Below are 24965 nucleotides of genomic sequence, written 5' to 3' on the forward strand. Positions count from 1 at the left end.
TATGTAGGCGACCGGAGAATGGTGAGATTACATTGGGTAATTCATGATGTCTTCCAATTCAAACGTGCGACCGCGCCCCATCAGCTCGTCTACCCCTTGTCTGGCCTCCATTCCCTCAAACAGAACGCTGTGCAGCACATGGGTGATCGGCATCGTTACCTGTTCCTCTCTGGAGAGCGAATACGCTGCCTTCGTGGTGCGAATCCCCTCGACGACCATCCCCATTTGCTCCAAGACCTTCTGCAGCGGCTCTCCCTGTCCCAGCAGATAGCCAGCGCGCCAGTTGCGGCTGTGCTTGCTGGTGCAGGTAACGACAAGATCCCCCACCCCTGCCAGGCCGGCGAAGGTGAGCGGGTTCGCTCCCAGCTTGATCCCCAGCCGGGCAATCTCGGCCAAGCCGCGAGTCAGCAGCGCGGCTTTCGCGTTATCCCCAAACCCCAGTCCATCCGAGAGGCCCGCTCCCAGCGCGATGATGTTTTTCAGTGCTCCTGCAACTTCCGCTCCGACCAGATCGGGATTGGTGTAAACGCGAAAATACCCGTTCATCAACACATCCTGAGCCTGCATGCCGCGCTCTGCCGACTCGGAAGCCACCACGACTGTGGTCGGCGAACGCCGGACTACCTCTTCAGCATGGCTCGGTCCTGTCAGCACGACCAGATTGTCGCCGATTTCGCCCGGCACCTCTTCCCGGATCACTTCGGACATGCGCTTTCGCGACTCGATCTCCAAGCCCTTTGCAGCGTGGATCAGCAGCGTGTCTGCAGTCAGCTGCGGTGCCATCTGGCGTACCACGCTGCGCATGGCGTGCGAAGGCACGACCAGCAGAACCACCTGCTTGCCGGCTACAGCAGCCTCAAGATCCGTCTCGGCACAGATCGTATCCGGCAAGACGACATCAGGAAGGTATTTTTTGTTGGTTCGGCTGTCAGAGATCTCCTTGGCAATCCGCTCGTCACGCACCCAAAGCGTTACGCTGTGGCCGTTTTCTGCACAGACAGATGCCAGAGCGGTTCCCCAGCTGCCCGCTCCAATCACTGCTATTTCTTTGGACAAATCACTCGCCTCCGCATTCGTTTGGTATTCAATGCGACTTGTCGCCCAGTTTTCGCTCTGTTCCCTGGATCAAGCGGACAATATTGCGGTAATGCCGTACATAGGCTAGTACGGTAATGATCAAACTGATCCAGACAAAAGATCTGTCCGCTCCGAAGAAAAGCAGGCAAAGCGGCAACAGGGTTGCCAAAACAAGCGAACCGAGCGATACATACCGCGTCAAAATAATCACGAGCACAGCGACCAGACCCGTTACCAAAAAAGAGGTGGGTGACAGCCCGAGCGCTACGCCTACTGTGGTAGCAATGCCCTTGCCGCCGCGAAAACCGTAATAGATCGGCCAATTGTGTCCGATAATCGCGAATATTCCCGCGAGCGCGTAAGCAATCGGATCTCCGCCGGTAATCAAGTGGGCGATTCCCATTGCCGCCAATCCCTTCAAGGCATCGAGTATCAGCACCAGAATGCCGGGACCTCTCCCCAGTACCCGCAGCGTATTGGTGGCACCGGCGTTGCCGCTGCCGTGCTGCCGAATGTCGATCCCGGCAATGCTTTTGGCGATGATGGTGCTGAAGCTGACTGACCCGATCAGATAGCTGATAATCATGGCGAGAACAAAGCTCATCGTTACCCTCTCCCTATGCCTTTTTACGCGTTAGAATCCGTATCGGAGTCCCTTCGAATACGAATGCCTCACGAATTTTATTCTCTAGATAGCGCTCATAGGAAAAATGCATTAATTCAGGGTCGTTGACAAACACGATAAACGTTGGCGGTTTGACAGCCGCTTGCGTCACGTAGTTGACCTTTAAACGCTTGCCCCTGTCCGTCGGAGGAGGCGCCATAATCGTCGCATCCGTCACCAAATCGTTGATCACGGCAGTCGGAATGCGCATCGCATGCGCCTCTGCCACTTGATTTACTTTGGGAAGAATGGTACCGACCCGCTGTTTTGTCTTGGCCGAAACGTACAGAATCGGCGCATAGGAAAGAAACTTAAACTCCTCGCGAATCAGCTCTGTAAAATGCTGCATCGTTTTATCGTCTTTTTCTACCGCATCCCATTTATTGACGACAATGATCACGGCCCTTCCCGCTTCATGGGCGTATCCGGCAATCTTCTTGTCGTGCTCGATGATTCCCTCTTCGCCGTTGATCACGACCAGCACCACATCAGAGTCTTCAATCGCCTTCAGAGCCCGCATGACGCTGTACTTCTCCGTGCTTTCGTACACTTTGCCGCGCTTTCGCATCCCCGCCGTATCGACAAGCACGTACCGCTGACCGTCTTGTTCGAACGGAGTGTCTATCGCATCCCGGGTCGTTCCCGCGACCTCGCTGACAATCACGCGTTCTTCTCCGAGGATCGCATTCGTCAATGACGATTTCCCCACGTTAGGGCGTCCGATAATCGAGACGCGGATCACGTCTTCCGCTTCAACTTCCTCCGGAACCTGCGGAAAATGCTTGAAGATTTCCTCCAGCAGATCGCCGAGGCCGAGCCCGTGGCTCCCGGAGACAGGGAATGGATCACCCACGCCCAACTGGTAAAAATCGTAAATCTCGTTTCGCATGTCCGGGTTGTCCACTTTATTGACTGCCAAGACAATCGGTTTTTTTGTCTTGTTGAGCATGCGCGCTACTTCCATGTCCGCATCGGTAACGCCGGTACGGCTGTCTGCGACAAACAGAATCACATCGGCTTCATCGATGGCCAGTTCGGCCTGATGGCGCATCTGGGTAAGGATCACGTCTGTATCGCCTACTTCGATCCCTCCCGTATCAATGACGTGAAACTGTTGGTTCAGCCATTCACCCTTCCCGTATAATCGATCGCGGGTTACACCCGGCGTGTCTTCTACAATGGCAATTCTCTCACCGACAAGCCGGTTAAAGATCGTGGACTTACCGACATTCGGTCTTCCTACGATCGCGACAACAGGCAATCCCATGTTACTGCTCACTCATTTCTCTAGAAATTCACCTGCTAATCATAACACATTCTAATGATGTCGAACAATGATCAGGATATCTGGAGTGACTTGATGGACCATGCCGTCCAATATTTTTTCCAACGTGATGGCGACACGCTGCATTTTTTCGTGGTTCGGCATGATAAATATAGGGGCGCCTCCGGCAATTTGCTCCTTTTGCGTTGTGATCACAGCCATGATCTTCGAATCCATTCCGCTCCTCCTCGTCTGTATAATAATTATTGGTCGTTAGAGGGAGCCGTTTGATTGATTGGGGCTTCTTTGGGGATGCGGCTTGCGTACTCCAGCAGCGGTACATGAACGATGACTTGTTCCGCTTTTGAAACATCGGGCGTCATCGGCAGTAAAAACAATCCGATCCGTCCGGTCCGAAGATCGCGCTTTGCCATCGGTACCAGCGAGGGCTCCCCGTCGTCCCGGTAGACGCCCAACATCGTTGCCGTGTCGTGCAAAATCGCTTGACGCTGGCCCAGGTTGGCGATCGTCACTTTGGCGTTTTGATTCTTCGGGACCAGGATAAACCCCATGCCATGCTGCCTGATCTGCTCCTGAGCCTCCTCAGAACCAATGTTCATGATGTAAATATCTCCGACACTGAGGTTGTTATCGTCCACATGCACCTCGGCCGGAACGATATCGACGATATGCCCCAACGTCTTTCCAGATTTGAATTTCAATCCAATTCCCATCGTGACAATGCCAGCGATAAGCCCGCCCCACCAGGCAAAGAGCACGGCCGCAAACGTAGTCACAAACGCGACAAAGATAACCAAATAATTGCGTCCCTCAAACGCCATCGCAATCCCTTCAATGTAAGAGCCGCCGCGCGGAACCAGCTCGTGCTGGTCTACTTCCGTCAAGGTATCTCGCTCCATCTTTCGCACGTCGCGAAACTGCTGTGCCGCCACAGTCAAGAAGGTAATCGCTGTGTAGTTTTCCTTGAGCAAGGCGGGGACGGCCACAGCCCCCAGGGAAGAGGCGATGATTCCGAGGGAAAGGTGGATGATCTTGCCATGCGGCGACGTCGGGTACTGCCGGTAATCGGTTCGCAGCAGCAGCACGCGGGTTAAGACGCCGAATCCAAAACCGATGAACAAAGGAATAAAGTATTCGTTAGCAAGCAGTTGTTTTAACAAAAGAAATCACCTGTGAGAGTGTGTTTTTGTTCGTAATTTGAACGTCCGGACAAAGCGGCGGTACGACCAGACAACGCTTTTTTGCAAAGTAAAGTACAGCGACATCAGGGCCGTCCAGAGACAGATGGTACACCAGAGGAAATCCTGTGTTTTCGCACCGCCAATCTGGCTCTCTGCTCCTTTATCGAGAAAATGGAGCGTGTAGAAAGCATCCGCCAGAGGAAAAGCGACCAAGATGATAAACCAGTGAACCTGCCAGTTGCGCGTCAAAAAGACAAGCACGGTAATCAGCAGCGCGGGCAGCAGCAGCTTTTCGTCCCACACCAGCAGCACCGGATCGCGGAAGGCAAACAGCCGGGCAAAGTACAGGGCGCAGGCAAACAGGAAGGCTGCCAGAATAAGGACCGTTTTGCCCTGTTTTGGCAAGTGCAGCCAGGACCAGCATGCCAAGAACAGCGGAATGACAGCCCCGCTTACGTTCACATCAACGGGAAAGAAGTACAGCCGCCAACTGGTAAAAGCGCAAATGAGCGTGACAGTCAAAATGACCAGCGCCGACCTGCGGTTTAGGTGAAGCCTATGCAGCTGTTTGTCCAAACTCCCCATCCAGACGACACAGATCAGCGACCACTGTAAGACAATGGATAACACACCATCATTCATGGCTTGCTCCTTTTCTCGCATTCACATCTCTTCACAAGTATGCCCTGATGGGTGGCTTTCATAACGACGTTCCCTTCCGGCTCACTCCTCTGTACGCTCGTCCAGGTCTCTGGCCGCGTACCGCTGGCAGTCAATTCCCCGCTGCTGGGCCCATGATCGCGTCTCGCCGCCAATTGCCACAGGAACAGCGCGAAGTGCCGGTACATCTGAAGCGCCAAGTGCGGTCATCGCAATCCTCAGTTGATGGTGAAGCTCGTCTACTTTCGCCAGGCACTCCTCCAGCGGCAGCGTCTGCACCATCCGCAAAAAATGGCCTGCCAATCCAGTCGCCCCAGCCCCCATCGCCAAAGCTTTGGCAATATGCAGGCCGTGCCGGATGCCGCCGGAAGCGATGAACGCGACGCCGTTCGTTTCGCTGCAATCTGCTTCCAGAAGGCTTTGTACAGTAGTCAATCCCCAGTCCTCAAACATGGAAAGCGGACGCTCGCTCCGGTAATTTTCCACCTGGGCAAAGTTGGTCCCGCCCTTCCCGCCGACATCGATCAGCCTTACACCGGCATCAGCCAACTGGCGGATCGTTTTCCGCGTCATCCCGAAACCCACTTCCTTGACGATGAGCGGTACGGACAAAGAATTTGCCAGTCGTTCGATATTGAGCAGATAGCCGGTAAAATCTCGATCGCCCTCAGGCATAAGCAGTTCTTGCATGACGTTCAGGTGAATTTGCAGTCCGTCGGCGGCGATCATTTCAACCGCACGCTCAGCCTGTTCAACGGTTGCTTCAGCCCCGAGATTGGCGAAGATCAGGCCTGTGGGATTCACTTCTCGGGTTATCTGAAAGGTCCAGGCCAAATCCGGTTCGCGAACCGCCGCCATCTGCGAACCAACCGCCATCGCCAGCTTCTTTTCGCGTGCGATCTCTGCCAATTTGCGATTGATTTCTGCTGTTTCCTTCGATCCGCCTGTCATCGCATTGACGATAATGGGTGACGACAGCTCCCAGTCGCCCAGTCGTACACCAAGCGAATTGTTACCATAAGATATATTAGGTAAACTGTTTGGCGCAAACTTCAGGTCGTCAAACCCGGTTGCTCCCGTTTGACCTGCAGCTAATGCGTATTGAATGTGCTCCCATTTTCGTTTTGAGCGGTTCATCCCGATTTCCTCCTTACCCCAAGTCTGCCCCGAAATCAACACAAACAAAAAGGGATGCGCTCATGCGCATCCCCTATTGACGCCGCTTATTTCAACTTGTCTTTCAGGTCTCCGAACAAGTCGCCTAAAGTTACATTCAACCCTTGATTGTTCTCTTGCTGGAAAGCCTGATGCTCGCGTCTGCTGGCGCGTTCTGCCTTTTCCACCTTCTCCTCTTCGAGGGCGCGGATGCTCAAGCTGACGCGTTGTTCGGTTGGGTTTACATCGAGGACTTTTACCTGAACCTCTTGCCCTTCCTTCAGCACTTCACCAGGAGTCGCTACGTGACGGTTGGCGATTTGTGAAATATGCACCAAGCCTTCGATGCCAGGAGCGATTTCGACGAATGCGCCAAAGCTGACCAGACGCTTCACAACCCCTGTCACGACGTCGCCGGACTTGAACTGTTCAGCAGCCTTTTCCCAAGGTCCTGGAAGGGTTTCTTTGATGCTCAAGCTGATTCGCTCGTTCGCTTTGTCTACTTTCAGTACTTTTACCTGCACCTTGTCGCCTTCTTTGACCACGTCAGACGGTTTGTCGACGCGATTCCAAGCCAGTTCGGAGACGTGCACCAGGCCGTCGATGCCGCCGATGTCTACAAACACTCCGAAGTCAGTCAAGCGCTGCACTGTGCCGTCCAACACTTGGCCCGGCTGGAGGCTCTCAAGCAAACTGCCCTTCTGCTTTTTCAGCTCGTCTTCCAGAACAGCTTTATGGGAGAGGATCACCTTGTTCTTCTCACGGTCCATCTCCACGACCTTCAGCGTTAACGTACGGCCTTTGTAATCGGAAAAGTCTTCTACGAAGTGGCGTTCGACCATGGAAGCGGGAATAAAACCGCGCAGGCCGACATCGACAACCAATCCGCCTTTCACTACTTCTTTTACCTCTGCTTCAAGCACTTCACCGGATTCCATTTTCCGGCTTAGCTCTTCCCAAGCTTTTTCTGCGGCAACCGCTTTTTTGGAGACGACCAGTTCTTCCTTGTCGTCGTTGATTTTGGTTACCTTCACTTCGAATTCGTCTCCGACCGAGACTGCATCCGATACTTGATCCACATGAAGACTGGAGAGCTCGCTAATCGGAATGAGTCCGTCGTATTTGTAACCTACATCTACCAAAGCTTGTTTTTCTTCCACTTTCGTTACCTTCGCTTGGACTACGTCGCCCACAGAGAGTGTTTTTACCTCTGTCAGGCTTGCGCTGTTGTTTGTCTCATCCACCATTGACTAAACCTCCTTGATTACCATCCGTCACACAAGAAACACCTATATGAAGCGGGATAGTATTGCAAAATATATGAACCTCTCGCCAAGGGCGGGGGGCCAGACAATTGGAAGTGGAGATACACAGATATAGTATTCTTCCATCCCCTGCATTCGATACTATCTTTAGGGGATATTCGTCAAGTCAGGAAAAAAGCGCTATTCTTGATGCCGCTCAATTAGTTCCTTGATGCTTTGCATGATGTACTCTGTCGTATCTCTCATGATTTCGGCCGTTGGCTTGGACTCCCTGAAGCGGGACAAATCCAGCGGCTGGCCGTAGACGATTTTGATTGGGCGAAACAGCCGGTAGGGCCCGATGATAGCCACCGGTACAACCGCTGCCTGTGACTTTAAGGCGAACATTGCCGCACCGTTCATGGCCGTTCCCAGATCGCCTGTCTTGCTGCGATGTCCCTCCGGAAAAATGCCAAACACTTTTCCTTCTTCCAACAATTTCAAAGTGGCGCGGATTGCAGCCCGGTCAGCTTGACCCCGTTTCACCGGCAATGCCCCAAACTGCTTGATGAGAAACGAGACAACCGGTACATGAAACAGTTCCTCTTTGGCCATAAAATGAAGCTGGCGTTCAATCCCGGATCCAACCAACGGGGGGTCCCAGTTGCTGATGTGATTGGAACAGAGAATTACCGGACCTTCTTTAGGAATATGTTCGGAACCAATAACTTGCCATCGGTAAAACCCGGCAAATATCTTGCGGAATAAAAAGCGAAAAAATTTATAATAGTTGTTCACCGGCGCTGTTCACCTGCTCACAAGCAAATTTTGAGAATCTCATCAATAACTTCCTCAATGGACTTCCCGGTGGTATCCACCAAGTGTGCGTCCTTTGCCCTGCGCAGGGGCGCTACGCTCCGTTCTGAATCGCGCCGGTCGCGCTCCTCCAGTTCGGCCAGCAGGGTTTCATATTCGACATCGTAGCCTTTGGCATGCAGCTCGTCGACGCGGCGTTTCGCCCTCTCTTCCAGCGATGCCGTCAAAAAGATCTTGACATCGGCATCCGGCAGCACATGCGTGCCGATATCTCGTCCATCCATCACGACGCTGCCCTGCCGGGCCAGCTCCCGCTGCAGGTGAAGCATCTGCTCGCGAACCTTGCCCAGACTGGCTACGATCGACGAGACATTGCTGACCTCAGGGGTGCGGATCTGGGCCGTGATGTCTCGCCCTTTCCACAAGACTCCCTGCCCCGCTTCCGTGCGGCGCAGTTCGATTGTTCCCTGACTGAGCAATCGGCTGACTGCTTCTTCATCGTCAGCCGGCAATCCGGAGCGGATGACGGCCCATGCGAGTGCTCGGTACATGGCTCCAGTATCAATATATATGTATCCGAGGCGGGCAGCGACAATTTGTGCCACTGTACTCTTGCCAGCGCCGGCAGGTCCATCAATTGCGATTTTCATGTAGAGAATCACCCGCTAATTTGGTAGTAAAGAAAAGCTGCAAGGAAAGTCTCCGTCTGGCAGCCTTATACCGCTCCTGACAGAAAACAACAAAAGCAGGACATGCCTGCTCCTGCACATTTACTCTGCTATCGTATATGCTACCACAAAACGGCCTTGTGCGCAAACTTCACGGTTGAAAGGGATGCCCTTCCCACAGCAAAGTCTCGATAAAAAAATGCTTGACCGGCTCATATGTACAGGCTATTTGTCCTAGCACTAGCAGGGTAAACAAGCAGATGATCAGACTCGCGAGACAGCGTTCAAACCGTTCAGCAAGGCTGCAAAAACGGAGGTTGTACTCTTCCGGGCTGTTCATCCTGATGTGTCCCCCCATTAGCGATCCTACGATTACTATGAGTCGGGGATGCCCCTTTTATTCAGTTCAAGCTGCCGCTCGTAGCAGGTGCGAATCACCTTTTGGCGGTCCCCTTCGCTAATGTCGAGAAATTTGACCGATACCCACTGGCAGAAATCCGTTTTCTTTTCAATCCGTGTAATTTCACATGTGGAGTAAGCGTGAGATACGGTTCCCTTACGATTTGGAAGATTCAGCCAGATGTTGACCAACTGCTTTTCTTTCAGCGGGTACTTCTCTTCACAGGAGAAAGCTAAACCGCCTCCGCTTACATTGAGCGTCTTCGCAAGAAAGTGGCAGGCCGGATCCTGCTCCTGAGACTTCACAGAGATTTCCACCTCGGCAGGTACGCGCACATAAGACCGCCGCTGGGTTCTGACGATGTCTTGCGGGTCCGGAAGCTTGATGAGCAGCAGCGGAATGTTTTCTTCACGAAAACCCATTACCTCCGTGTGAAAGTCGTGGCGCAAACCATCATCACCCATGTACCAAACCTTCCACAAGGAACCTGTTTTCACCCGCTCCATGTGCTTTGTCCGCTCATCAATCGGCAATTCGATAGCAGCCGCGTTCCTTGTGAAGTCGGCAATGCGCGATTTCAACACTGTCTTTGTCTCTTCATCTGCAGATGTGTCCGGACTTAGCCAGATGATTTGTCCTATTTGCGGCAGTTTCATCTCCCGATTCTTCCCCTTTCCTAACTCTCCCCTTTCATTATACACAGTTTTTCCACTTCACGGCAAACAGGGAAAGCTGGACGACTCGCGTCAACTTTCCCTCTCTGTTTGATCGGAGCGTTATTTATTGTCGCCAAATCCCGGCTCGTTGTCCAGGCGAACGATCTCTTCCTCTTCCCCGTTTTCAGCGTTGACAAAGATTTGGTAAGGGACTCCGGCGTGCTCCCCTCTAAATTCGTAGCAGAGCACCTCTTTGCCGTCGTTCTTCCCTTCGATAACTGCCAGCCCCTGATCCGTCACCTTGATCCGCGGACTGACGGATTTTCGCGCTTGTGCAATGCTGATTCGCTTCTGCTGCAGCTTGCGGCCATCCTTGTGATTGAACAGGTATTGAGTAGCGTGAAAACCGTTGACCTCGCCGTTATCCAGAGCTACTTTTACCGTGACGGCATCGGGATAGATCCGCACGCCGTTTTCCTCGGGCACGAACGTAAACACTCCCATACCGTGATAACTGTCGCTTTCCGTTGGCACCATATTTTTATAGCCGCGCTCTTTCAGAAACTTGGCTGCATTGTCTTGGGCTTGCTGCAAGGAGATTTTTTCCTGCTTGACATCCCGTTCGTTCATCATCCAGAGCACCTTTCCGCCCTTTTTGGAAACGTCCAGGTGAATCGGATTTTTGCGTTTTCCATCCTTGATCGTAATGCTGTAGGCAGAGTATCCTTGACCCTTCCCGTGATCGTTGGCATTGATTTGCACCTGTGTGCGGGAATCGTGCGAGCCGACAAAATCCCTGGCTATTCGTTCGGCTTCGGTCTGATTAACCGGTTTTCCGTCCAGTCCCTTGACCCGCATTTTTTTCTTCTGGTCCAGACTGTGAATGCTGGCACCCCAGTCAATCTCCGAGTATTCCTGCACATTCTTGTCAATCGTCTTAAATCCGTCGATGATCGAGTTGTCCGTCTTTTTATCGTCGGAAGCCAGCGCGACCTCCACATCCATCCAGCGAAGCTTCTGGTCAAGCACTTTGGTCTGCATGTCGCGCAGCTGCTTGCGAATGTGCTTGGAATGGTCGTACAGAGTGCTTAGCGTCTTGTGTTCCTGATCGCTGAGAGGTTTTTTGCCCAGGTCGCGAACCGCCACGCTGTGCGAGAAGTCGGCTACCTTGGCCAAGAATTCTTCTGTATTGTGGAATGGCATGAGAGTGAGCGGCAGCTGCCCTACATCGGACTGGGCGCTGTAGGCCAGACGCCAGACATTTGTCAAAGCGGGCGTCACCTGCCGCTGTGAGTTGACAACCAGGGATTTGCCAAGTTCATCGCTCAACTTGTCAATATGGTGGTTAAGATCGTGGAAGGCCCGTTGATACTGGTTTTCTGTTTTGATCAAAATCGAATTCTTTTCGTTGTGCTCCTGATACCCCCAAACACCTGCTCCGACGAGGGCTACCGCAGCAACGGGAAAAAGTACACGGCTGATTGCTCCATAGACCATCGTTTTCCTGCCTCCTTTCCAAAATTAACGGCAAAAGATGTGCTTACCGATGCGCTTTACCTGCGGACGGCTCCATATCCATTTGGAGGTCGCTGTATCCGGATTAAAGTAATAGGTACAACCATCCGACGGATCCCAGCCATTCATGGCATCCTGCACGGCTTTTTTCGCCCGTTCATTAGGGGTTAACCAAATCTGCCCGTCTGCCACAGCGGTAAAAGCGCCCGGTTGAAAAACCACGCCGGTCGGGGTATTGGGGAAGTTTGGGCTCTTTACCCGATTCAGAATGACGGCCGCAACTGCCACCTGTCCTTCATATGGCTCACCCCTTGACTCGCCGTAGACAGCATTCGCCATGATTTTCAGATCATTGGCGGAGTACTTGGCAGTATGCGAGACATTGGCATTCGCTTTTTTCGCTTCTGGCGCAGCTACTTCCAGCCCCTTGGCTTCAATGGTGCCCTCCCCTCCGAACAACCAGGGATGAGGGATGGCAAAGATTCCGCCGATAACCCCCAGAACCGTCGCCAGCGCAATGCCCCACAGTGCCGCTCGTGCTTTCCACACAGCAAATTCCTCCTTAGAAGGATGTTGATTCTGGGAATAGTGTTAGTGGTAAAATGGTCTTCTATACAAAAAAAGAAAGAACTGGCTTTGCCAGTTCTTTCTAACTCTCTTCCGTCACCATGAAGTGCCGGTCATTGTTGCACAAGCATTGTTTAAAGCCCGTATCTACCGCTCCTTCAGGATTACGACGGCCTCGCAGCGTAAAGCGTTCACCACATACATTACAGCGAATAGTCACTTTTGCTCGTTCATTTTTTGGCACGAAGGTCTCCTCCTCACCCTCTATTTTGTACCCCTCGGCCTCGTTTTAGAACCGAATTCGTGAGCGAGCCGGACTTTTTTTAACCCCTGCCACCAGAGGACGATCATAAACGGCGTAACCAGCAGCATCCACTGCTGGGCTGTTAAAAAGATCAGGTTGTAGACGCTGTGCAAAGCGATTGGAATAAACAGGGAAACAGCGATCCTCCGCTGTTTTTTTTGAAGGTCCTTGGAAAATTTTCCGATACCCAGGTAATATCCCATTAACACGCCGAAGAGGGCATGGCTGGATACGGGCAGCAGCGCGCGCCAAAATGCGATTTCCAGCCCGTTTGTCAGCAGATAGAAGAAGTTTTCCAGCGTGGCAAAGCCGAGCGATACCGCGACGGCGTATACGATGCCGTCGTATGGCTCATCAAATTCGACATGCTTGTAGGCTGTATGGTAAACCACCAGCCATTTGAAGAATTCTTCAATCAGGGCAGAGGCGACAACGGCCTGAAATAAGGGATGGTCGAGCTGCCATTCTGACTGGATGATATATTGAAGCGTCATGATCGGAAAAACTAACAGGACGCCGAAAATGAACGAGCGAACTACCATCGAGATCGGCTCGGGCTGCAGATTGTCCCGCAAGTAAAAGTAACTGAGAAGGGCAATTCCTGGTGCCAGTGCGGCCCCAACTATGGCAATCATGGAGAGACTGCTCCTTTACATAGGCTACCAATCATCGTACCATGAATCATATTGAATGAAAACCCGCAACAGGAGAGGGCTTTGTGATGAAAAAAGTACTTGTGATCAACACCGGCGGCACCATCGCCATGTCGACAGACGCCCAGTCCGAAAGCGTCAAACCGATGGACGACCATGTGATCGAAAAAATTGTACCATTTTTGTCCGGCTATGCCGACATCAAGATGCTCAACCCATTTAACCTGCCCAGTCCGCATATTACCCCGCCGATTATGAATCAGCTCCGGCTTTTCATCGAGCAGGAAATGGCAGCAGGCAGCTACTCTGGCGTAGTCGTTACTCATGGTACGGATACCTTGGAGGAGACAGCCTACTTTCTCGACTTGACGCTGCCCTTCGAACTCCCTGTAGTCGTAACGGGAGCGATGCGCAGCAGCAACGAGCTGGGTGCGGACGGACCGCTTAACCTCATCTCAGCCGTTCGGGTCGCCTCTGATCCGGCCAGCCGCAACAAGGGCGTTCTGGTCGTCTTTAACGATGAGATTCACGCGGCACGCCATGTCACCAAAACCCATACCAGCAATGTCGCCACGTTTCAGTCGCCGCAGTACGGCCCGATCGGAACCGTTACGAAAAAAGCAGTCAGCTATCACCATGCCCCGCTTGACCGCGAATGCTACAAGGTTGTCCACGCAGACGCCAACATCCCATTGGTCAAGGCGGTGGCCGGGATGGACCCCCGCTGGCTCACTTTCCTGCTGGAGGAGCCCATCGACGGGCTGGTCGTCGAGGCATTGGGGCTGGGGAATGTCCCTCCGGCGATCGTCCCTGTCTTGCAGCAAGTCCTCGCGAAAGGAGTGCCGATCGTCCTCGTCTCCCGCTGTTTCAACGGACAGGTGCAGGATGTGTACGACTATGCCGGGGGCGGGCGGCAGCTAAAGGATATGGGTGTGATCTTCTCCAACGGCTTAAACGGCCAAAAAGCTCGCCTCAAGCTGATGATTGCACTGCAACACACTTGTGACCCTGCCGAATTGCAGGGATTATTCGACCATTGAAACAGCCTGGCAATTGAAAAGCACCCTTCCGGCAGTTTGAAGCTTGCTTCTCTGCCAGAGGGGTGCTTTGTTTTTATTTTACTTCCACGATGCGATTTTCTACTTTCGGGCTGATTTCTTTCTTCTCTTTGATGGCTTCTTCCATCAAATCATACAAGGTAATACCCGTGTTAAATCCTTCTTTGTGCAGAGACTCGTAACCGTCTCCGCCGGCAGCGATAAAGTCGTTGGTGGCCACCTTGTACGTCTTGTTCGGGTCGAGCGGCTGGCCGCCCACCTTCACCTCGACGATGCGTTCACCGGCCGGTTTTGATGGATTATAGGTAAAGGACATGCCGCTGATCTGCGGGAAGCGCCCTTGTTGTTCTTCTACCTTGCTGACTCCGTCTTCCAACGCCTGACGGAGTTCTTCTCCTGTTGCCTCGACGACCACCAGCGTGTTCGGGAACGGGAAGACCGTGTACAAGTCTTTTTTGGTGATGTCGCCAGCTTTGACCTGTGCCCGGATACCGCCGCCATTGGTCAAAGCCACGTCCGCTTCATGACCCGGAATCGACTTCGTCCGCTCCAGCATCGCGTCCGTAACGAAGTTGCCCAGATTGGTTTCGCGGGTCCGGACAAGCGTGCGGTCGCCGTCCAGATCGACGGCTGCCTTGCCGATGACGACGTTCATGATCTCGTCTACTTTGGCGACGACGTCCTTGACCAGCTTTTCAATCTCCGGATCAGGCTTCACGGTCTCGTCGTACTCTTTCAAGCCGCCGCTAAACGCCACCATCTCGTCCCCGAGGTAGTACATATCGACGCGGCCGAGGGATTTGCCATACTCCCAGTCCTGAACGATGTACGTTCCGTTTACGACTTCCGGAGTTCTGATCGGGGTATGGGAATGTCCGCCGATAATTAAGTCAATTCCGTCGACGTTCTTCGCAATCTCACGATCCACTTCGACACCGATGTGGGAAACGACGACGACGTGATCCACTTCCTTCTTCATCTCAGGCACGAGCTGTTTAGCTATTTCTACCGGATTTTTAAACGTAAGACCCTTGACGTTGTCCGGATGGGTCACAATCGGGGTGTCTTCCGTCACAAAGCCGATGAACGCAAACTTCTTGCCGCCGATTTCCGTCTTGTATACGGGAGGAAGCAGGTTGGTGCCATCTGCTTTGAATACGTTGGAGGCGATGATCGGGTAATTGACCATGTCCTTCAATTTCAACAGCTGCTCGTAGCCGAAGTCGAATTCGTGGTTACCAGATGCGCCGGCGTTGTAGCTTAACTGATTGAGGATCGGGACGATCGACTCGCCTTTGAATTGATTGGCGAATACCGTTCCCTGGAAGGTGTCGCCGGCATCCATCAGCAGGAAGTTGTCATTTTCGCCCCGCCATTCTTTGAGCAAAGTAGCAATTTTCGCGTAGCCGAATTCTTTGCCGCTTTGGTTTTCTTCGATGTGGCCGTGGACGTCATTCGTATGGGCAATCGTGATGTGCAGGGTTGCGGCATCGCCGAGCGCTTGGGCAAATTCTCCTCGCGTGACCTGCGGCTTGTCAGCCAGGTTCAGCGTGTATCCGAAGCCTTTGGCAATCTCCTTGATCTTGCTGGCACTGGCCGCTTGGTAGCCGTTTTTGGCATCTTCGGCGGTCAGCACTCCCTGTGCCTGTCCCCATGCTATGTACGGCGCGGCCCAGTTGGACGAATCCGGTTTCACATCGGCGTCCTTCAACCGGGATATGACGGCGATCACTTCCGCCAATGAAACGTTTTGTTCAAGCGCCAGGCTTCCTTTGTCATCACCGATCATAAATGACTTTTCCTTCAGCCATTGTACGTGATCAATTGGTTGGAGCGGTGCGGCAAAGGCCGGGCCTGCCAGGATACCGGTCGTCAACACGGCGGACAGCAACGTGATGCCACTGCGACGTAATTTTTTCAAGTGTTTCTCCTCCTTACCAGTAGAAAAAAATAAGATCACTGTATGGAATACGTGATCATTGTCTCAATTCCTCCCTCCATATTACAAAAACAGCCCCGCTTGAGCAAAAACTCAAGCAGGGCTGTCGAATCGAATGCTGAAAGATATTAGACCCAACCGCGGAAACGGGAAGCTTCCGCCATTTTGCGAACGCCGACCATGTAAGCGGCGAGGCGCATGTCTACGCGGCGGGTTTGGGAGGTGCTGTAGACATTTTCAAAAGCTTTGACCAGCACGTGTTCCAATTTCGACTCGATTTCCTCTTCTGTCCAGTAGTAACCCTGGTTGTTCTGCACCCATTCGAAATAGGAAACCGTAACGCCGCCGGAGCTGGCCAATACGTCAGGCACCAGCAGAATTCCCCGTTCGGTGAGAATTTTCGTCGCCTCCAGCGTAGTCGGACCATTGGCCGCTTCGCAGACGATTTGTGCCTTGATATTGTGTGCGTTCTCTTTCGTGATCTGGTTTTCGATCGCAGCCGGTACGAGGATGTCGCATTCCGACTCGAGCAGTTCTTTGTTCGTAATCGTGTTGGTAAAGAGCTTGGTCACCGTTCCGAAGGAGTCGCGGCGGTCCAGCAAATAGTCGATGTCGAGGCCGTTCGGATCGTAGAGGGCGCCGTACGCATCGGAAATCCCGACCACTTTGGCACCGGCGTCGTGCATGAACTTGGACAGGTAGCTTCCCGCATTGCCGAAGCCCTGTACGATGACACGCGCTCCCTCCAGGGCGATGCCGCGGCGCTTCAACGCTTCCCGGATACAAATGGTAACCCCTTTGGCCGTCGCCGTTTCCCGTCCGTGGGAACCGCCGAGGGCAATCGGTTTGCCTGTAATAAATCCGGGTGAATCAAATTCGCGAATGCTGCTGTACTCATCCAACATCCAAGCCATTATTTGCGAATTGGTGAAGACGTCTGGTGCCGGAATGTCTTTGGTCGGTCCGACGATCTGGCTGATCGCCCGGACGTAGCCGCGGCTCAAGCGCTCCAATTCACGGAACGACATCTCGCGCGGATCGCAAATGATTCCGCCTTTCCCTCCACCATATGGAAGATCAACGATACCTGCTTTTAAACTCATCCAAATCGAAAGCGCTTTCACCTCATCCTCTGTAACGTCTGGATGGAAGCGAATCCCGCCCTTTGTCGGTCCTACCGCATCGTTGTGCTGTGCGCGGTATCCGGTGAACACTTTTACTTCACCGTTGTCCATACGAACTGGGATGCGAACCGTCAAGACCCTAAGCGGCTCTTTTAACAGTTCATACATTGACTCCTGGTAACCTAATTTTTCGAGTGCCTCTTTGATGACAGTTTGCGTGGAGGTAAGCAAATTCAAGCTCTCCTGCTGTTTAACCGCCTCTTTCGTTTCACCGGTTACCACTTCGTGCTTCCCCATTTCTTAACCACCTCAAAATAGTTGTCGGTAATCCATCGTTTAGTATACACCCTTGTTCAAGGGATGAGAAGTTTAAAAATAACGGCTTACCTAGTAATTGCGCCCAAACTCATGTAAATTCAGGTCTTTTTTAGGTTTTCCGAAATACTAGGGTTTAGTCACAGAGAATGTAATCCCGTTTCAAACGGACAGCTTCGCAACCTGTCCCAGCCTCGCCTGCGCCGTCGAAATATGCGATAATCTGTTTTGTAAAGATCAATGCAATGAGGAGGGGCACACGTGTCTCAAAAACGAATCCTGTTTGTCTTCGCCCATCCCGACGATGAGACCTTCACCTCTGGTGTCACGATTGCCAAATACACGAGGGAAGAAAACGCGACGGTCGCGTTGCTGTGCGCTACCCGCGGGCAGGCAGGGAAAGCCGGCGATCCGCCAATCTGTACGGCAGAAGAGCTGCCGGCCGTGCGCGAACGGGAACTTCGGGAAGCTGCGCGCATCTTGGGGATCAACCAGTTGGACATCCTGGATTACCAGGACAAACACTTGTCTGATGTGCCGATAGATGAGTTGGCAGGCCGAATTGTCTCAGTGATTGCCAAGGTGCAGCCACAGGTAGTGATCACCTTTGCGCCGCACGGCATCTCCGGCCATCCTGACCACCGGGCCATTTCCCAAGCTACCGCACGCGCGGTGAGCCAGCTGGCGCCTGATTCCCCCGTGAAAAAGCTGTATTTCTGTACGCTGCCGCGGTCGGGTCCGTTCCCTGCCCGCACCATCTACACAGATCCGGATGAGGCAATTACCACGCATATTACGGCACCGGAATACGTCGACGTTACGGCGAAGGCCCTGTTGGCACACCGGACGCAGCATCTGTCTGTGGAGCGGGTTTTTCCTGGCATTGCCCAAGGAGACTACCGCCATGTGCGGGATACCAATTACTTTATCCTCGCCTGGAACCGGCTGCCTTCTTACCGGCTCAACGGAAAAGAGTCCGATCTGTTCGCCGGAATATAAGACTCTTTTCGTACGGTAAAAAGCACCTGGCGACGAATCTGCCAGGTGCTTTCGTTTGCATGGTACAAACGGGAAATCTTGTCAGAGATGCTTTTTATGAGAAGTGGCGGCATATTTCCTTAACGGCATCTTCGGCAAATACGACTTTTCCATACTCTTCGAGAACATAAACAGTCGTTGGTGTCGCTTCACCGTATTCAGAGAGGATCGCAATCAGTTTATGATATCGCTCTTGGTCTAAATCAACCTCTTCAAGAACAAGGAAATACTTTCCTTGATAGAAGTAGGCGCTTCCCCCATTCGTCAGCATACCATTGATCCGATGGGCAGCTTCTACCATATGTTCAAAGTCACGGAAGGAATAAAGGATGAGATCACTTTCTTCAAGTGTCACTTCCATTTCGTAGACTTCTTCTTCGTATTCCTCTTCTTTTTCTTGTCGAAACCCCGTTTTTCCTTTAGTGACGATTACGACCATTCCCTGAGCTGGCAAGGCGAACACTTCAACGGCGACCGGACCAGAAACTTCAAACCCGAGTTCTTGGTAAGCCTGCTCCATCATGTCGTTGAACAGTTCATGTACTTTCGGAATGTCACGCCACATATCTTCTTTTTCGATGCCTCGTTCCGTCAAGTCATCAAACGTTAAAAAGATGCGTATCTTGTCTTGGCCAAGGCGCTCTACACGCATGACTGTCCCTCCTCGCCATCCAGTCGTATTACAGGTTATGAATCACAGCCTGTAATGGTGCTCCGCTATCCTCCAACCATCGAAAATGGCATAAGCAGTGCTAGCGCAGCATCAATATGTGTGTCCCTATATCATACCACACTTTGGGACAAGAAAATAGCACCCGACCGGGAATCGAAGTTTGGAAAAACGACTCGATTTTCCGCCCCTTGATCGCGACTTCTTTGTAGGACGATGTCATTTTCTGCGCTTTCCCGGGAAAGGGATTTTACATGGGAAAATGCCTGCCCGCAAAGACTTAAAAATACATGCCCCACTACGAAAGACGGAGGTGCGACCGTTGCCGAAGCTCATCCTGACCGCTGTTCTCACGATTGCCTGCCTTTGCTCTTATCTTGTCCATTCGGAAGCACGCCCCATCCATGCCCGAAAGATTCAGCGGCCGGCTGTCCAGATCGCGGAGAAGGCCCCGGGCTACACGATCCGGATGAAAGATTACCGGATCGTCGACCTTGAGGGAAGCAATAAAAAAATCGCCCTGCTCACGATCGACGACGGTCCTTCCGGCGAATCGACAAGGCAGCTGCTGGAGGTGTTGGATCGCCATCAGGCTAAGGCAATCTGGTTCGTCAATGGAAACCAGCTTGCTTTCAAGAATGGGGACGGGACGATCACCTTCAAGCCGAAGAAGGCAGCGCTGCTTCAGGACATCAAACAGCGGGGACACCTGATCGGAAACCACACCTGGCACCACCAAAACCTGCGCAAGCTGCCGGCAGAAAGCCAGCGGGAAGAGATCATCAGCACCAACGCGGTCATCAGTCAGCTTACCGGCGACACACCCAGGTACTTTCGCCCGCCCTATGGCGCCGACACCGATGATTCCAGGAACATCTGCAGGGAGGAGGGGATGGCTTCGCTGAACTGGTCTGTCGGCTCTCTCGATTGGGACGCCCGCGTATACCAAAGACCCCGGGGAATTGCCCGACAAGTGTTCGGCAGCATTCATCCGGGGGCGACGATTTTATTTCACGATCGCATGCGGACCGCCCGTGAGCTGGATGACATCCTGACCGGGCTGGAACATGCGGGGTACCAGTTTGTCCTGCCGACGAAATGATGCCAGCCCGCCAACAATCAGCGGGATGGCGAGGGGATCGAGATGACCTGGCCCACGGCCAGCTTCGCTTCCGCACTGATCCCGTTGTATCGGGCAATTCGCTTTACATTCGTCTCATTCCCGTAATAGAGGCGGGAAAGCTGGTACAGCGTCTCCCCCTGCTTGACCACGTGACGTTTTACCTTCAACGGTTTTTGCCTCTTGGACTGGGCAGCGGCGGCCTGGGCCGGGGCGGCATTAACTGATGAAAGCTGCCCGTTGGCATGGACTGGCTCATCCCCTGCCGGTGGGATATCTGTCGGGGAAATCTGCTCCTTGGTGAGAGGCGGCCCATCCGTCCCTGCCTGCTGAGGAGCTGAGTGACTTTCGACCGGATTGGGGGACTGGCTGTCCGGATGCTCGTTTTCCCCCTCATTTTCTTTGGGGACGGCCGGAGTAAGCAGACCGGTATTCTGCGGCATTTCCGTCGTTGCCTGGACCGTGAGTGCCGGTCTGTTTTTATTGGCCTGAACGATCTCATATGCGATCGCACAGACAATCAGCACACTAAAGATCCCCACCCAAAGCGCCAACCGGTTATTGTGGGCCAGCGGATTGCTGCGTCTCTTGCGCGAATGCCGCAGCTTGCGGGAAGGTAGCGGGCGATCAGCCGGCAAAGGGGCGGCCCATCCCTTGCTTTTCTGCTTTGAACTGCTCGACATGTCTTGACTGCCTCCTTTTTACTCGTCACCCTCCCGCGACGGACCATACTGAATGGAAAGGACCATGAAAAAATTAAACAGACTGTGCGCTTCGATCGGAACCAAGAGACTTTGGGCGGATTGATACAGCCATCCCAAAACCAAGCTCGTCAGAAATACGGTGAGTGACAGAAAAGGCTTGCGCAGGTAGCGAAAGTGGATCAGCGCAAAAGCCAGACTTGTCAAGAGATTGCCCGCCAGCGGTTGGATGACGCCGCGAAACAACCACTCTTCACTCAGTCCCACCAACCCGCACAAGAGCGCCGTCTGCCACATAGAAAGCCCGTGAAAAATGCGCCGGTTGAGCTCCCCGTCGTCCAGCCATTGCTTGGGCAATATCCGCTCCAGGAGCAAACTGAGCGCCGCGATAGCCGAAGCGGCCCCAACAGCAAAAGCCATCGCCCTCCACCCGGGAAATCGAAAGAGCAGCCAGCTTTCCTGCCATCCGTGAACGGTCAGGCTCAAGATGATCCCCGCGCAGAGTACGATCCCCTGTGTCAGCAGAAGGTTCAAGTACAAGGTCCGCTGATCCATTTCTTTCAGTTGATCTGTCAACTCGAAGCCTCCCTACTGCATTCCAGAGCCGGCAGCAGACGTCTCAGTGCCCGCGTCAAATCCCATGTCGCCGCCTCAGCTTTTTCCCGTTTGTTGCCGTCCGCAAAAAATTCACCAGGATTTAGTCCGCAGCGGCAGCAGCAGTTTTCCACCGGCGAGCCGGCCTCCCGTTCTCCAAAGTACTTACGCAAGCCTTCGCGCAGACAAGCAGTCCCCTCGATCCAGGCGATGATCTCCTGAAGTTTTTGCCGCTTTTGCCCGGCCGTCCGTTGAAATCGCCGGGAAATCCTGCTCTTTGCCCGCGTCCAATCGCCGCTGGCAAGAGCGAACTGGTACCCTTCCCTCGTCTGTGCCAGCCGGCTGATCAGCCCGCACCTCTCCGCGTAAAACAGCAGGGCGCGGGCGAGATTTTCGCTGCCTCCACAAGCAGTTTGCAGATCGCTTTGGGAAAGCTGGACCAGCGTTTCGGGACCATCTGGCCGAAGCTGCTGCAGATGCTGTAAAAACCACCCAACCTCCGTTTCGGTCGGGCACTCGTTTTGAACCAGGTGCTGGTGAATCAGGGCGTCTTCCGGCAGGTAAAACAGACAAGCGTACCCGCGTTCCCCATCCCGGCCGATCCGCCCCACCTCCTGCACGTACGCCTCGATGCTGGCGGGAAAATGGTAGTGAAGGACAAAGCGGATATCCGGCTTGTCGATTCCCATGCCAAACGCGTTGGTAGCAATCATGACGTCGAGTTGACGCAGCAGGAACTGCTCCTGCAGCTGTACACGCTCCATCGCCGACATCCCTCCGTGGTACCCGTGAACGCTCTCCAGCCCGGCCTGCTTGCAGGCGGACACCAGGCGTTCCACGGCTTGCCGGGTCGAGCAGTAGACAATGCCTTGTCCCGCCAGCTGACGCAGCATGCCGACCATCTCCTGGAGCTTCTCCGCTTCGTTCGCTACGGGCTTGATGTCATAGGCAATATTTCTCCGATTGAGCGGCTCTGCGACCACATCCTCGTGCTCAATTCGAAACAATCGGCAGATTTCCTCCTGTACGGCAGCAGTGGCTGTCGCTGTCAAGGCGAGAACGGGAGGTGAACCAAGTATCTCGACCACATCCGGCAGGCGAAGATAATCGGTGCGAAAGTCATGTCCCCAGTGTGAGATGCAGTGGGCTTCATCAATGGCCACCAATGAGACTTTCCGGCTGCCAAGCAGTTGAAGAATCGCAGGCTGCTGCAGCTTTTCCGGAGAGATGTAGACGAGCCGGTACTTGCCCTCACGAATTTCCCGAAGCGTCTCCCTCATCTCTTGGGCAGTCAGGGAGCTGTTTACGTAGGCGACATCCCGCCTTCCCTTTTGGCGAAGCTGCTGCACTTGATCGATCATCAGGGAGATGAGCGGCGTTACCACAATGGTAAGAAAAGGAAACAACAGCGACGGCAGTTGATATGTAATCGACTTTCCTCCTCCTGTCGGCAGGATCCCCAGTGCATTTCGCTTCTGCATCACCCGCTCAACCAACTCCCCCTGCCCGGGTCGAAAGCCGCTGTAGCCAAAAAAAGATTCCAAGGCCCTCATGATCTGCTCACGGTTCACCCCCATGAAGCCCCCTCCTTTTTGGCCAATGCCAAACGAATTTTCAGATAACTGTAACCGGGGCCGAGGTAATCCTTGAGCGCCCGCAATCGGCGTGTACCCAGCGCTTGACTGGCCTCGACGATCCTTGCCTGCTCTGCGGCGCTGAGATAGCGGGAAGGGTCCCACTCTCGCTGATGCAGAGCGATCTCCACAAGATGGTCCTCGACGGTGGCAACCTTCAATCCCCGCAGTCCGGCTATCTCTTCCGGAGAGATGCCCCGTCTGAGCAGCCGCCACGTCTCCTTGGCACTTTGCGTCAACCGTTCGCTCGCGGCAGCCTGCCCTTCGCACAGTGACGCCAGCAGCGACGTACCGCCCGGCCTTCCGCGCAAAGCCTTCAGGTAGAGACAGGTCAAGACATACCTCTGCTTCAGCCGAATGAACGAGACAGCCTCCCGCTCCTTGTGAGCGATCTGTTCCAGTGTCAACCCGGCTTGTCCCACACCGGAAAACTGGTTAACGATCAATCGCTGCAGCTCGCCTGGAAACTCCCCCAAGGTCGCGTGCAGCTCCCTGTATAAACCTTCCATCCATAACTGACGCTGCCGAGCGGTCTGGAGCTGCTGTCTGACCCACTTTTGCACCTGCCTGTTCTGAACGACCGGGTAAAAGTCCAACTTTCCCTGCAGCAGATGGGAGGTCGTTTGCACGATCAGGTGAAGCTTATACCAGAACGATTCGAGCTGCTCCCAATCGGCAAGGCTCGCATCCATGCCGAGCCACTTGTCCAGCTCGTAGCGTTCTTTGGCGTTCGCCAATACCTGCAGGCCGCGTTCCGTCAGGCTGTACGTTTTTTTCGGAGTGTGTGCGGACAGGGTCGTTTCCGCTATCCATTTCTCCGCAAGGAAAAAAGACAGAATTTCCGTCCAATGCTCTCTCAAAAGATCAGGAAAAAGCCGATAATAGGAATGCAGCCCAAAAAGGTGGACATCTTGTATGGTCTGATTTGCCTTTCTGCCTTTGAGCACGTAGTACAGCGCGTACAGCGTCCGCTCGCCGGCCAGGCGGGCAAGACCGTAAAGAGCGAGCGCCTTCATGAAATGCCCTTCTTTTTCCAGAAACTGACTCATCTTTACTCCTTTACCCTAAACACCATCATTGTTGGAGGATTGGCATGCAACGATTGAAAAAAACCGACTACCTGCTTACCTATATGATTATCATAACATTTGCCAGCTTCGTCTGCGGATTTTTTTTGGGCGCAAGCGTCATCAAGGGAAAAATCTACGCCGAGCAATCGGTGCAGTCAGACCGCAAAGCCCAAGGGATGTACCCGGACAAGGATTTTATCGCTTACTATTACAACGTGTACAAGCCGATGCAGGAATTCAAAGCGGAGTACCTTCGCATGAACAGCCAGCAGGAGGCAGACACCTCCAGCCAGCAACTCCGCAAACTGGTCAAAAAGACGCTGCAGGAAGTGGAAAAAGCAGGTGTCCCGGAAACTTCCCCGCTGCTTTTGCAGGCCAAACATGAATACATCCAAAGCCTGAAGGCGTATACTGAGGATGCCGGCAACAGCGAATTTGACACTGCATGGCTGCGTGCCGAGGCGGATATGTACAAAGCGGTCGCTACCTGGGAGCAGTTGTACGTAACGAAAAAATCTGCTTCTCTGGAAGTTCCGAAGTCCATCTCTTTCTCCCAGTGGAAGGAATACCCGTTTCATTATCGAAACTATATTAGCGCCGAATATTTGTACCAGACAAAAAAGCTGGTTGAATACCGGCCGGTGGATTTGACCGCAAAACTTGACTCCGTGATCGCAAATGATCAAGCAGCATCTCTCGGCTGGACTGACGTTCCCTTTGCCATTCGCGTCCTGATGACGACCGATGCGGTCCGTTCCGGCGACTTTTCCGCCCTGCGCAAACAGGTCTATCCCAAGGTTGCTTTTCCGGAGATGCCCCTGTTTACAGAATAAGTTCATTTCTGAAAGGGATTCATT

At 53.3% G+C, this 24965-nt stretch carries 25 protein-coding genes and 1 pseudogene; 4 read left to right on the forward strand and 22 right to left on the reverse strand.

Translation table 11 applies throughout. From position 1 onward, the window contains the following. Positions 1-27: 27 nt before the first annotated feature. The 15 genes and pseudogenes from ACI7RC_RS11625 to prsW all read right to left on the reverse strand — a co-directional run bounded on the left by ACI7RC_RS11625 (position 28) and on the right by prsW (position 12827). Complete coding sequence (locus ACI7RC_RS11625; RefSeq protein ID WP_408108408.1) at positions 28-1056, reverse strand: NAD(P)H-dependent glycerol-3-phosphate dehydrogenase; 1029 nt, start codon at positions 1054-1056, stop codon at positions 28-30. 28 nt (positions 1057-1084) lie between these two features. Beyond that, complete coding sequence (gene plsY, locus ACI7RC_RS11630) at positions 1085-1681, reverse strand: glycerol-3-phosphate 1-O-acyltransferase PlsY (RefSeq protein WP_408108409.1); 597 nt, start codon at positions 1679-1681, stop codon at positions 1085-1087. A gap of 13 nt (positions 1682-1694) precedes the next feature. Further along, the gene (der, locus tag ACI7RC_RS11635; protein ID WP_408108410.1) at positions 1695-3008 is read right to left on the reverse strand and encodes a ribosome biogenesis GTPase Der; all 1314 of its coding nucleotides are present in this window, start codon (positions 3006-3008) and stop codon (positions 1695-1697) included. A gap of 51 nt (positions 3009-3059) precedes the next feature. Further along, on the reverse strand, positions 3060-3242 hold the full coding sequence (locus ACI7RC_RS11640) for a capping complex subunit for YIEGIA (RefSeq protein ID WP_408108411.1): 183 nt from the start codon (positions 3240-3242) through the stop codon (positions 3060-3062). A 26-nt stretch (positions 3243-3268) separates the two neighbouring features. Further along, the gene (locus ACI7RC_RS11645) at positions 3269-4186 is read right to left on the reverse strand and encodes a YIEGIA family protein (RefSeq protein WP_408108412.1); all 918 of its coding nucleotides are present in this window, start codon (positions 4184-4186) and stop codon (positions 3269-3271) included. A 6-nt stretch (positions 4187-4192) separates the two neighbouring features. Further along, entirely contained in the window at positions 4193-4849 is a 657-nt protein-coding gene (locus tag ACI7RC_RS11650) for a YphA family membrane protein (protein ID WP_408108413.1), read from the reverse strand. Positions 4850-4930: 81 nt separating this feature from the next. Next, on the reverse strand, positions 4931-6004 hold the full coding sequence (fni, locus tag ACI7RC_RS11655) for a type 2 isopentenyl-diphosphate Delta-isomerase (protein WP_408108414.1): 1074 nt from the start codon (positions 6002-6004) through the stop codon (positions 4931-4933). Positions 6005-6090: 86 nt separating this feature from the next. Then, entirely contained in the window at positions 6091-7269 is a 1179-nt protein-coding gene (gene rpsA, locus ACI7RC_RS11660; RefSeq protein WP_408108415.1) for a 30S ribosomal protein S1, read from the reverse strand. Positions 7270-7467: 198 nt separating this feature from the next. Continuing rightward, on the reverse strand, positions 7468-8064 hold the full coding sequence (locus ACI7RC_RS11665) for a lysophospholipid acyltransferase family protein (protein ID WP_408108416.1): 597 nt from the start codon (positions 8062-8064) through the stop codon (positions 7468-7470). 17 nt (positions 8065-8081) lie between these two features. After that, the gene (cmk, locus tag ACI7RC_RS11670; protein ID WP_408108417.1) at positions 8082-8732 is read right to left on the reverse strand and encodes a (d)CMP kinase; all 651 of its coding nucleotides are present in this window, start codon (positions 8730-8732) and stop codon (positions 8082-8084) included. Between the two features lie 169 nt (positions 8733-8901). Then, entirely contained in the window at positions 8902-9090 is a 189-nt protein-coding gene (locus ACI7RC_RS11675; RefSeq protein ID WP_408108418.1) for a hypothetical protein, read from the reverse strand. A gap of 35 nt (positions 9091-9125) precedes the next feature. After that, complete coding sequence (locus ACI7RC_RS11680) at positions 9126-9806, reverse strand: flagellar brake protein (RefSeq protein ID WP_408108419.1); 681 nt, start codon at positions 9804-9806, stop codon at positions 9126-9128. Between the two features lie 120 nt (positions 9807-9926). Beyond that, complete coding sequence (gene ypeB / locus ACI7RC_RS11685) at positions 9927-11303, reverse strand: germination protein YpeB (protein WP_408108420.1); 1377 nt, start codon at positions 11301-11303, stop codon at positions 9927-9929. 24 nt (positions 11304-11327) lie between these two features. Then, positions 11328-11681 (reverse strand): annotated as a pseudogene (locus ACI7RC_RS11690) (cell wall hydrolase); the annotation flags it as partial. A 471-nt stretch (positions 11682-12152) separates the two neighbouring features. Next, positions 12153-12827: a glutamic-type intramembrane protease PrsW gene (prsW, locus tag ACI7RC_RS11695; RefSeq protein WP_408108421.1), complete on the reverse strand. Its 675-nt coding sequence runs from the start codon at positions 12825-12827 to the stop codon at positions 12153-12155. Positions 12828-12913: 86 nt separating this feature from the next. Here prsW and ACI7RC_RS11700 point away from each other — a divergent pair, with 86 nt between their 5' ends. Beyond that, complete coding sequence (locus ACI7RC_RS11700; RefSeq protein ID WP_408108422.1) at positions 12914-13885, forward strand: asparaginase; 972 nt, start codon at positions 12914-12916, stop codon at positions 13883-13885. Between the two features lie 73 nt (positions 13886-13958). On the opposite strand, the gene ACI7RC_RS11705 is transcribed toward ACI7RC_RS11700, so the two are convergent. After that, positions 13959-15824, reverse strand: coding sequence for a bifunctional metallophosphatase/5'-nucleotidase (locus ACI7RC_RS11705; RefSeq protein WP_408108423.1), 1866 nt, complete (start codon positions 15822-15824; stop codon positions 13959-13961). A gap of 146 nt (positions 15825-15970) precedes the next feature. After that, positions 15971-17263 carry a Glu/Leu/Phe/Val family dehydrogenase gene (locus tag ACI7RC_RS11710; protein WP_408108424.1) on the reverse strand — a complete coding sequence of 431 codons (1293 nt, stop codon included), beginning with the start codon at positions 17261-17263 and terminating at the stop codon, positions 15971-15973. A 279-nt stretch (positions 17264-17542) separates the two neighbouring features. Between ACI7RC_RS11710 and ACI7RC_RS11715 the strand changes: the two genes are divergently transcribed. Further along, positions 17543-18280, forward strand: a complete 738-nt coding sequence (locus tag ACI7RC_RS11715) for a PIG-L deacetylase family protein (protein ID WP_408108425.1) — start codon at positions 17543-17545, stop codon at positions 18278-18280. 94 nt (positions 18281-18374) lie between these two features. Here the strand turns inward: ACI7RC_RS11715 and ACI7RC_RS11720 are convergent, their stop codons facing one another. Next, positions 18375-18971 carry a genetic competence negative regulator gene (locus ACI7RC_RS11720; RefSeq protein ID WP_408108426.1) on the reverse strand — a complete coding sequence of 199 codons (597 nt, stop codon included), beginning with the start codon at positions 18969-18971 and terminating at the stop codon, positions 18375-18377. A gap of 340 nt (positions 18972-19311) precedes the next feature. Between ACI7RC_RS11720 and ACI7RC_RS11725 the strand changes: the two genes are divergently transcribed. Next, positions 19312-20091: a polysaccharide deacetylase family protein gene (locus tag ACI7RC_RS11725; protein ID WP_408108427.1), complete on the forward strand. Its 780-nt coding sequence runs from the start codon at positions 19312-19314 to the stop codon at positions 20089-20091. 17 nt (positions 20092-20108) lie between these two features. Here ACI7RC_RS11725 and ACI7RC_RS11730 read toward each other — a convergent pair whose 3' ends face one another. Genes ACI7RC_RS11730 through ACI7RC_RS11745 form a run of 4 tightly spaced genes read right to left on the reverse strand, consistent with a single transcriptional unit; the run spans position 20109 to position 24087 of the window. Next, entirely contained in the window at positions 20109-20792 is a 684-nt protein-coding gene (locus ACI7RC_RS11730; RefSeq protein WP_408108428.1) for a LysM peptidoglycan-binding domain-containing protein, read from the reverse strand. Between the two features lie 18 nt (positions 20793-20810). After that, complete coding sequence (locus tag ACI7RC_RS11735; RefSeq protein WP_408108429.1) at positions 20811-21386, reverse strand: CPBP family intramembrane glutamic endopeptidase; 576 nt, start codon at positions 21384-21386, stop codon at positions 20811-20813. Next, the gene (locus ACI7RC_RS11740; protein ID WP_408108430.1) at positions 21383-22981 is read right to left on the reverse strand and encodes a RecQ family ATP-dependent DNA helicase; all 1599 of its coding nucleotides are present in this window, start codon (positions 22979-22981) and stop codon (positions 21383-21385) included. Before ACI7RC_RS11740 ends, ACI7RC_RS11735 begins: the two co-directional genes overlap by 4 nt. Continuing rightward, positions 22972-24087, reverse strand: coding sequence for a YpbB family protein (locus tag ACI7RC_RS11745; protein ID WP_408108431.1), 1116 nt, complete (start codon positions 24085-24087; stop codon positions 22972-22974). The genes ACI7RC_RS11740 and ACI7RC_RS11745 overlap by 10 nt, the downstream gene beginning before the upstream one ends. Positions 24088-24131: 44 nt before the next feature. On the opposite strand from ACI7RC_RS11745, the gene ACI7RC_RS11750 reads away from it, so the two are divergent. Then, positions 24132-24941 carry a hypothetical protein gene (locus tag ACI7RC_RS11750; RefSeq protein WP_408108432.1) on the forward strand — a complete coding sequence of 270 codons (810 nt, stop codon included), beginning with the start codon at positions 24132-24134 and terminating at the stop codon, positions 24939-24941. The last annotated feature ends 24 nt before the right edge of the window (positions 24942-24965 follow it).

The organism is Brevibacillus sp. B_LB10_24 (genome assembly GCF_046036945.1).
Classification (GTDB): domain Bacteria; phylum Bacillota; class Bacilli; order Brevibacillales; family Brevibacillaceae; genus Brevibacillus_C.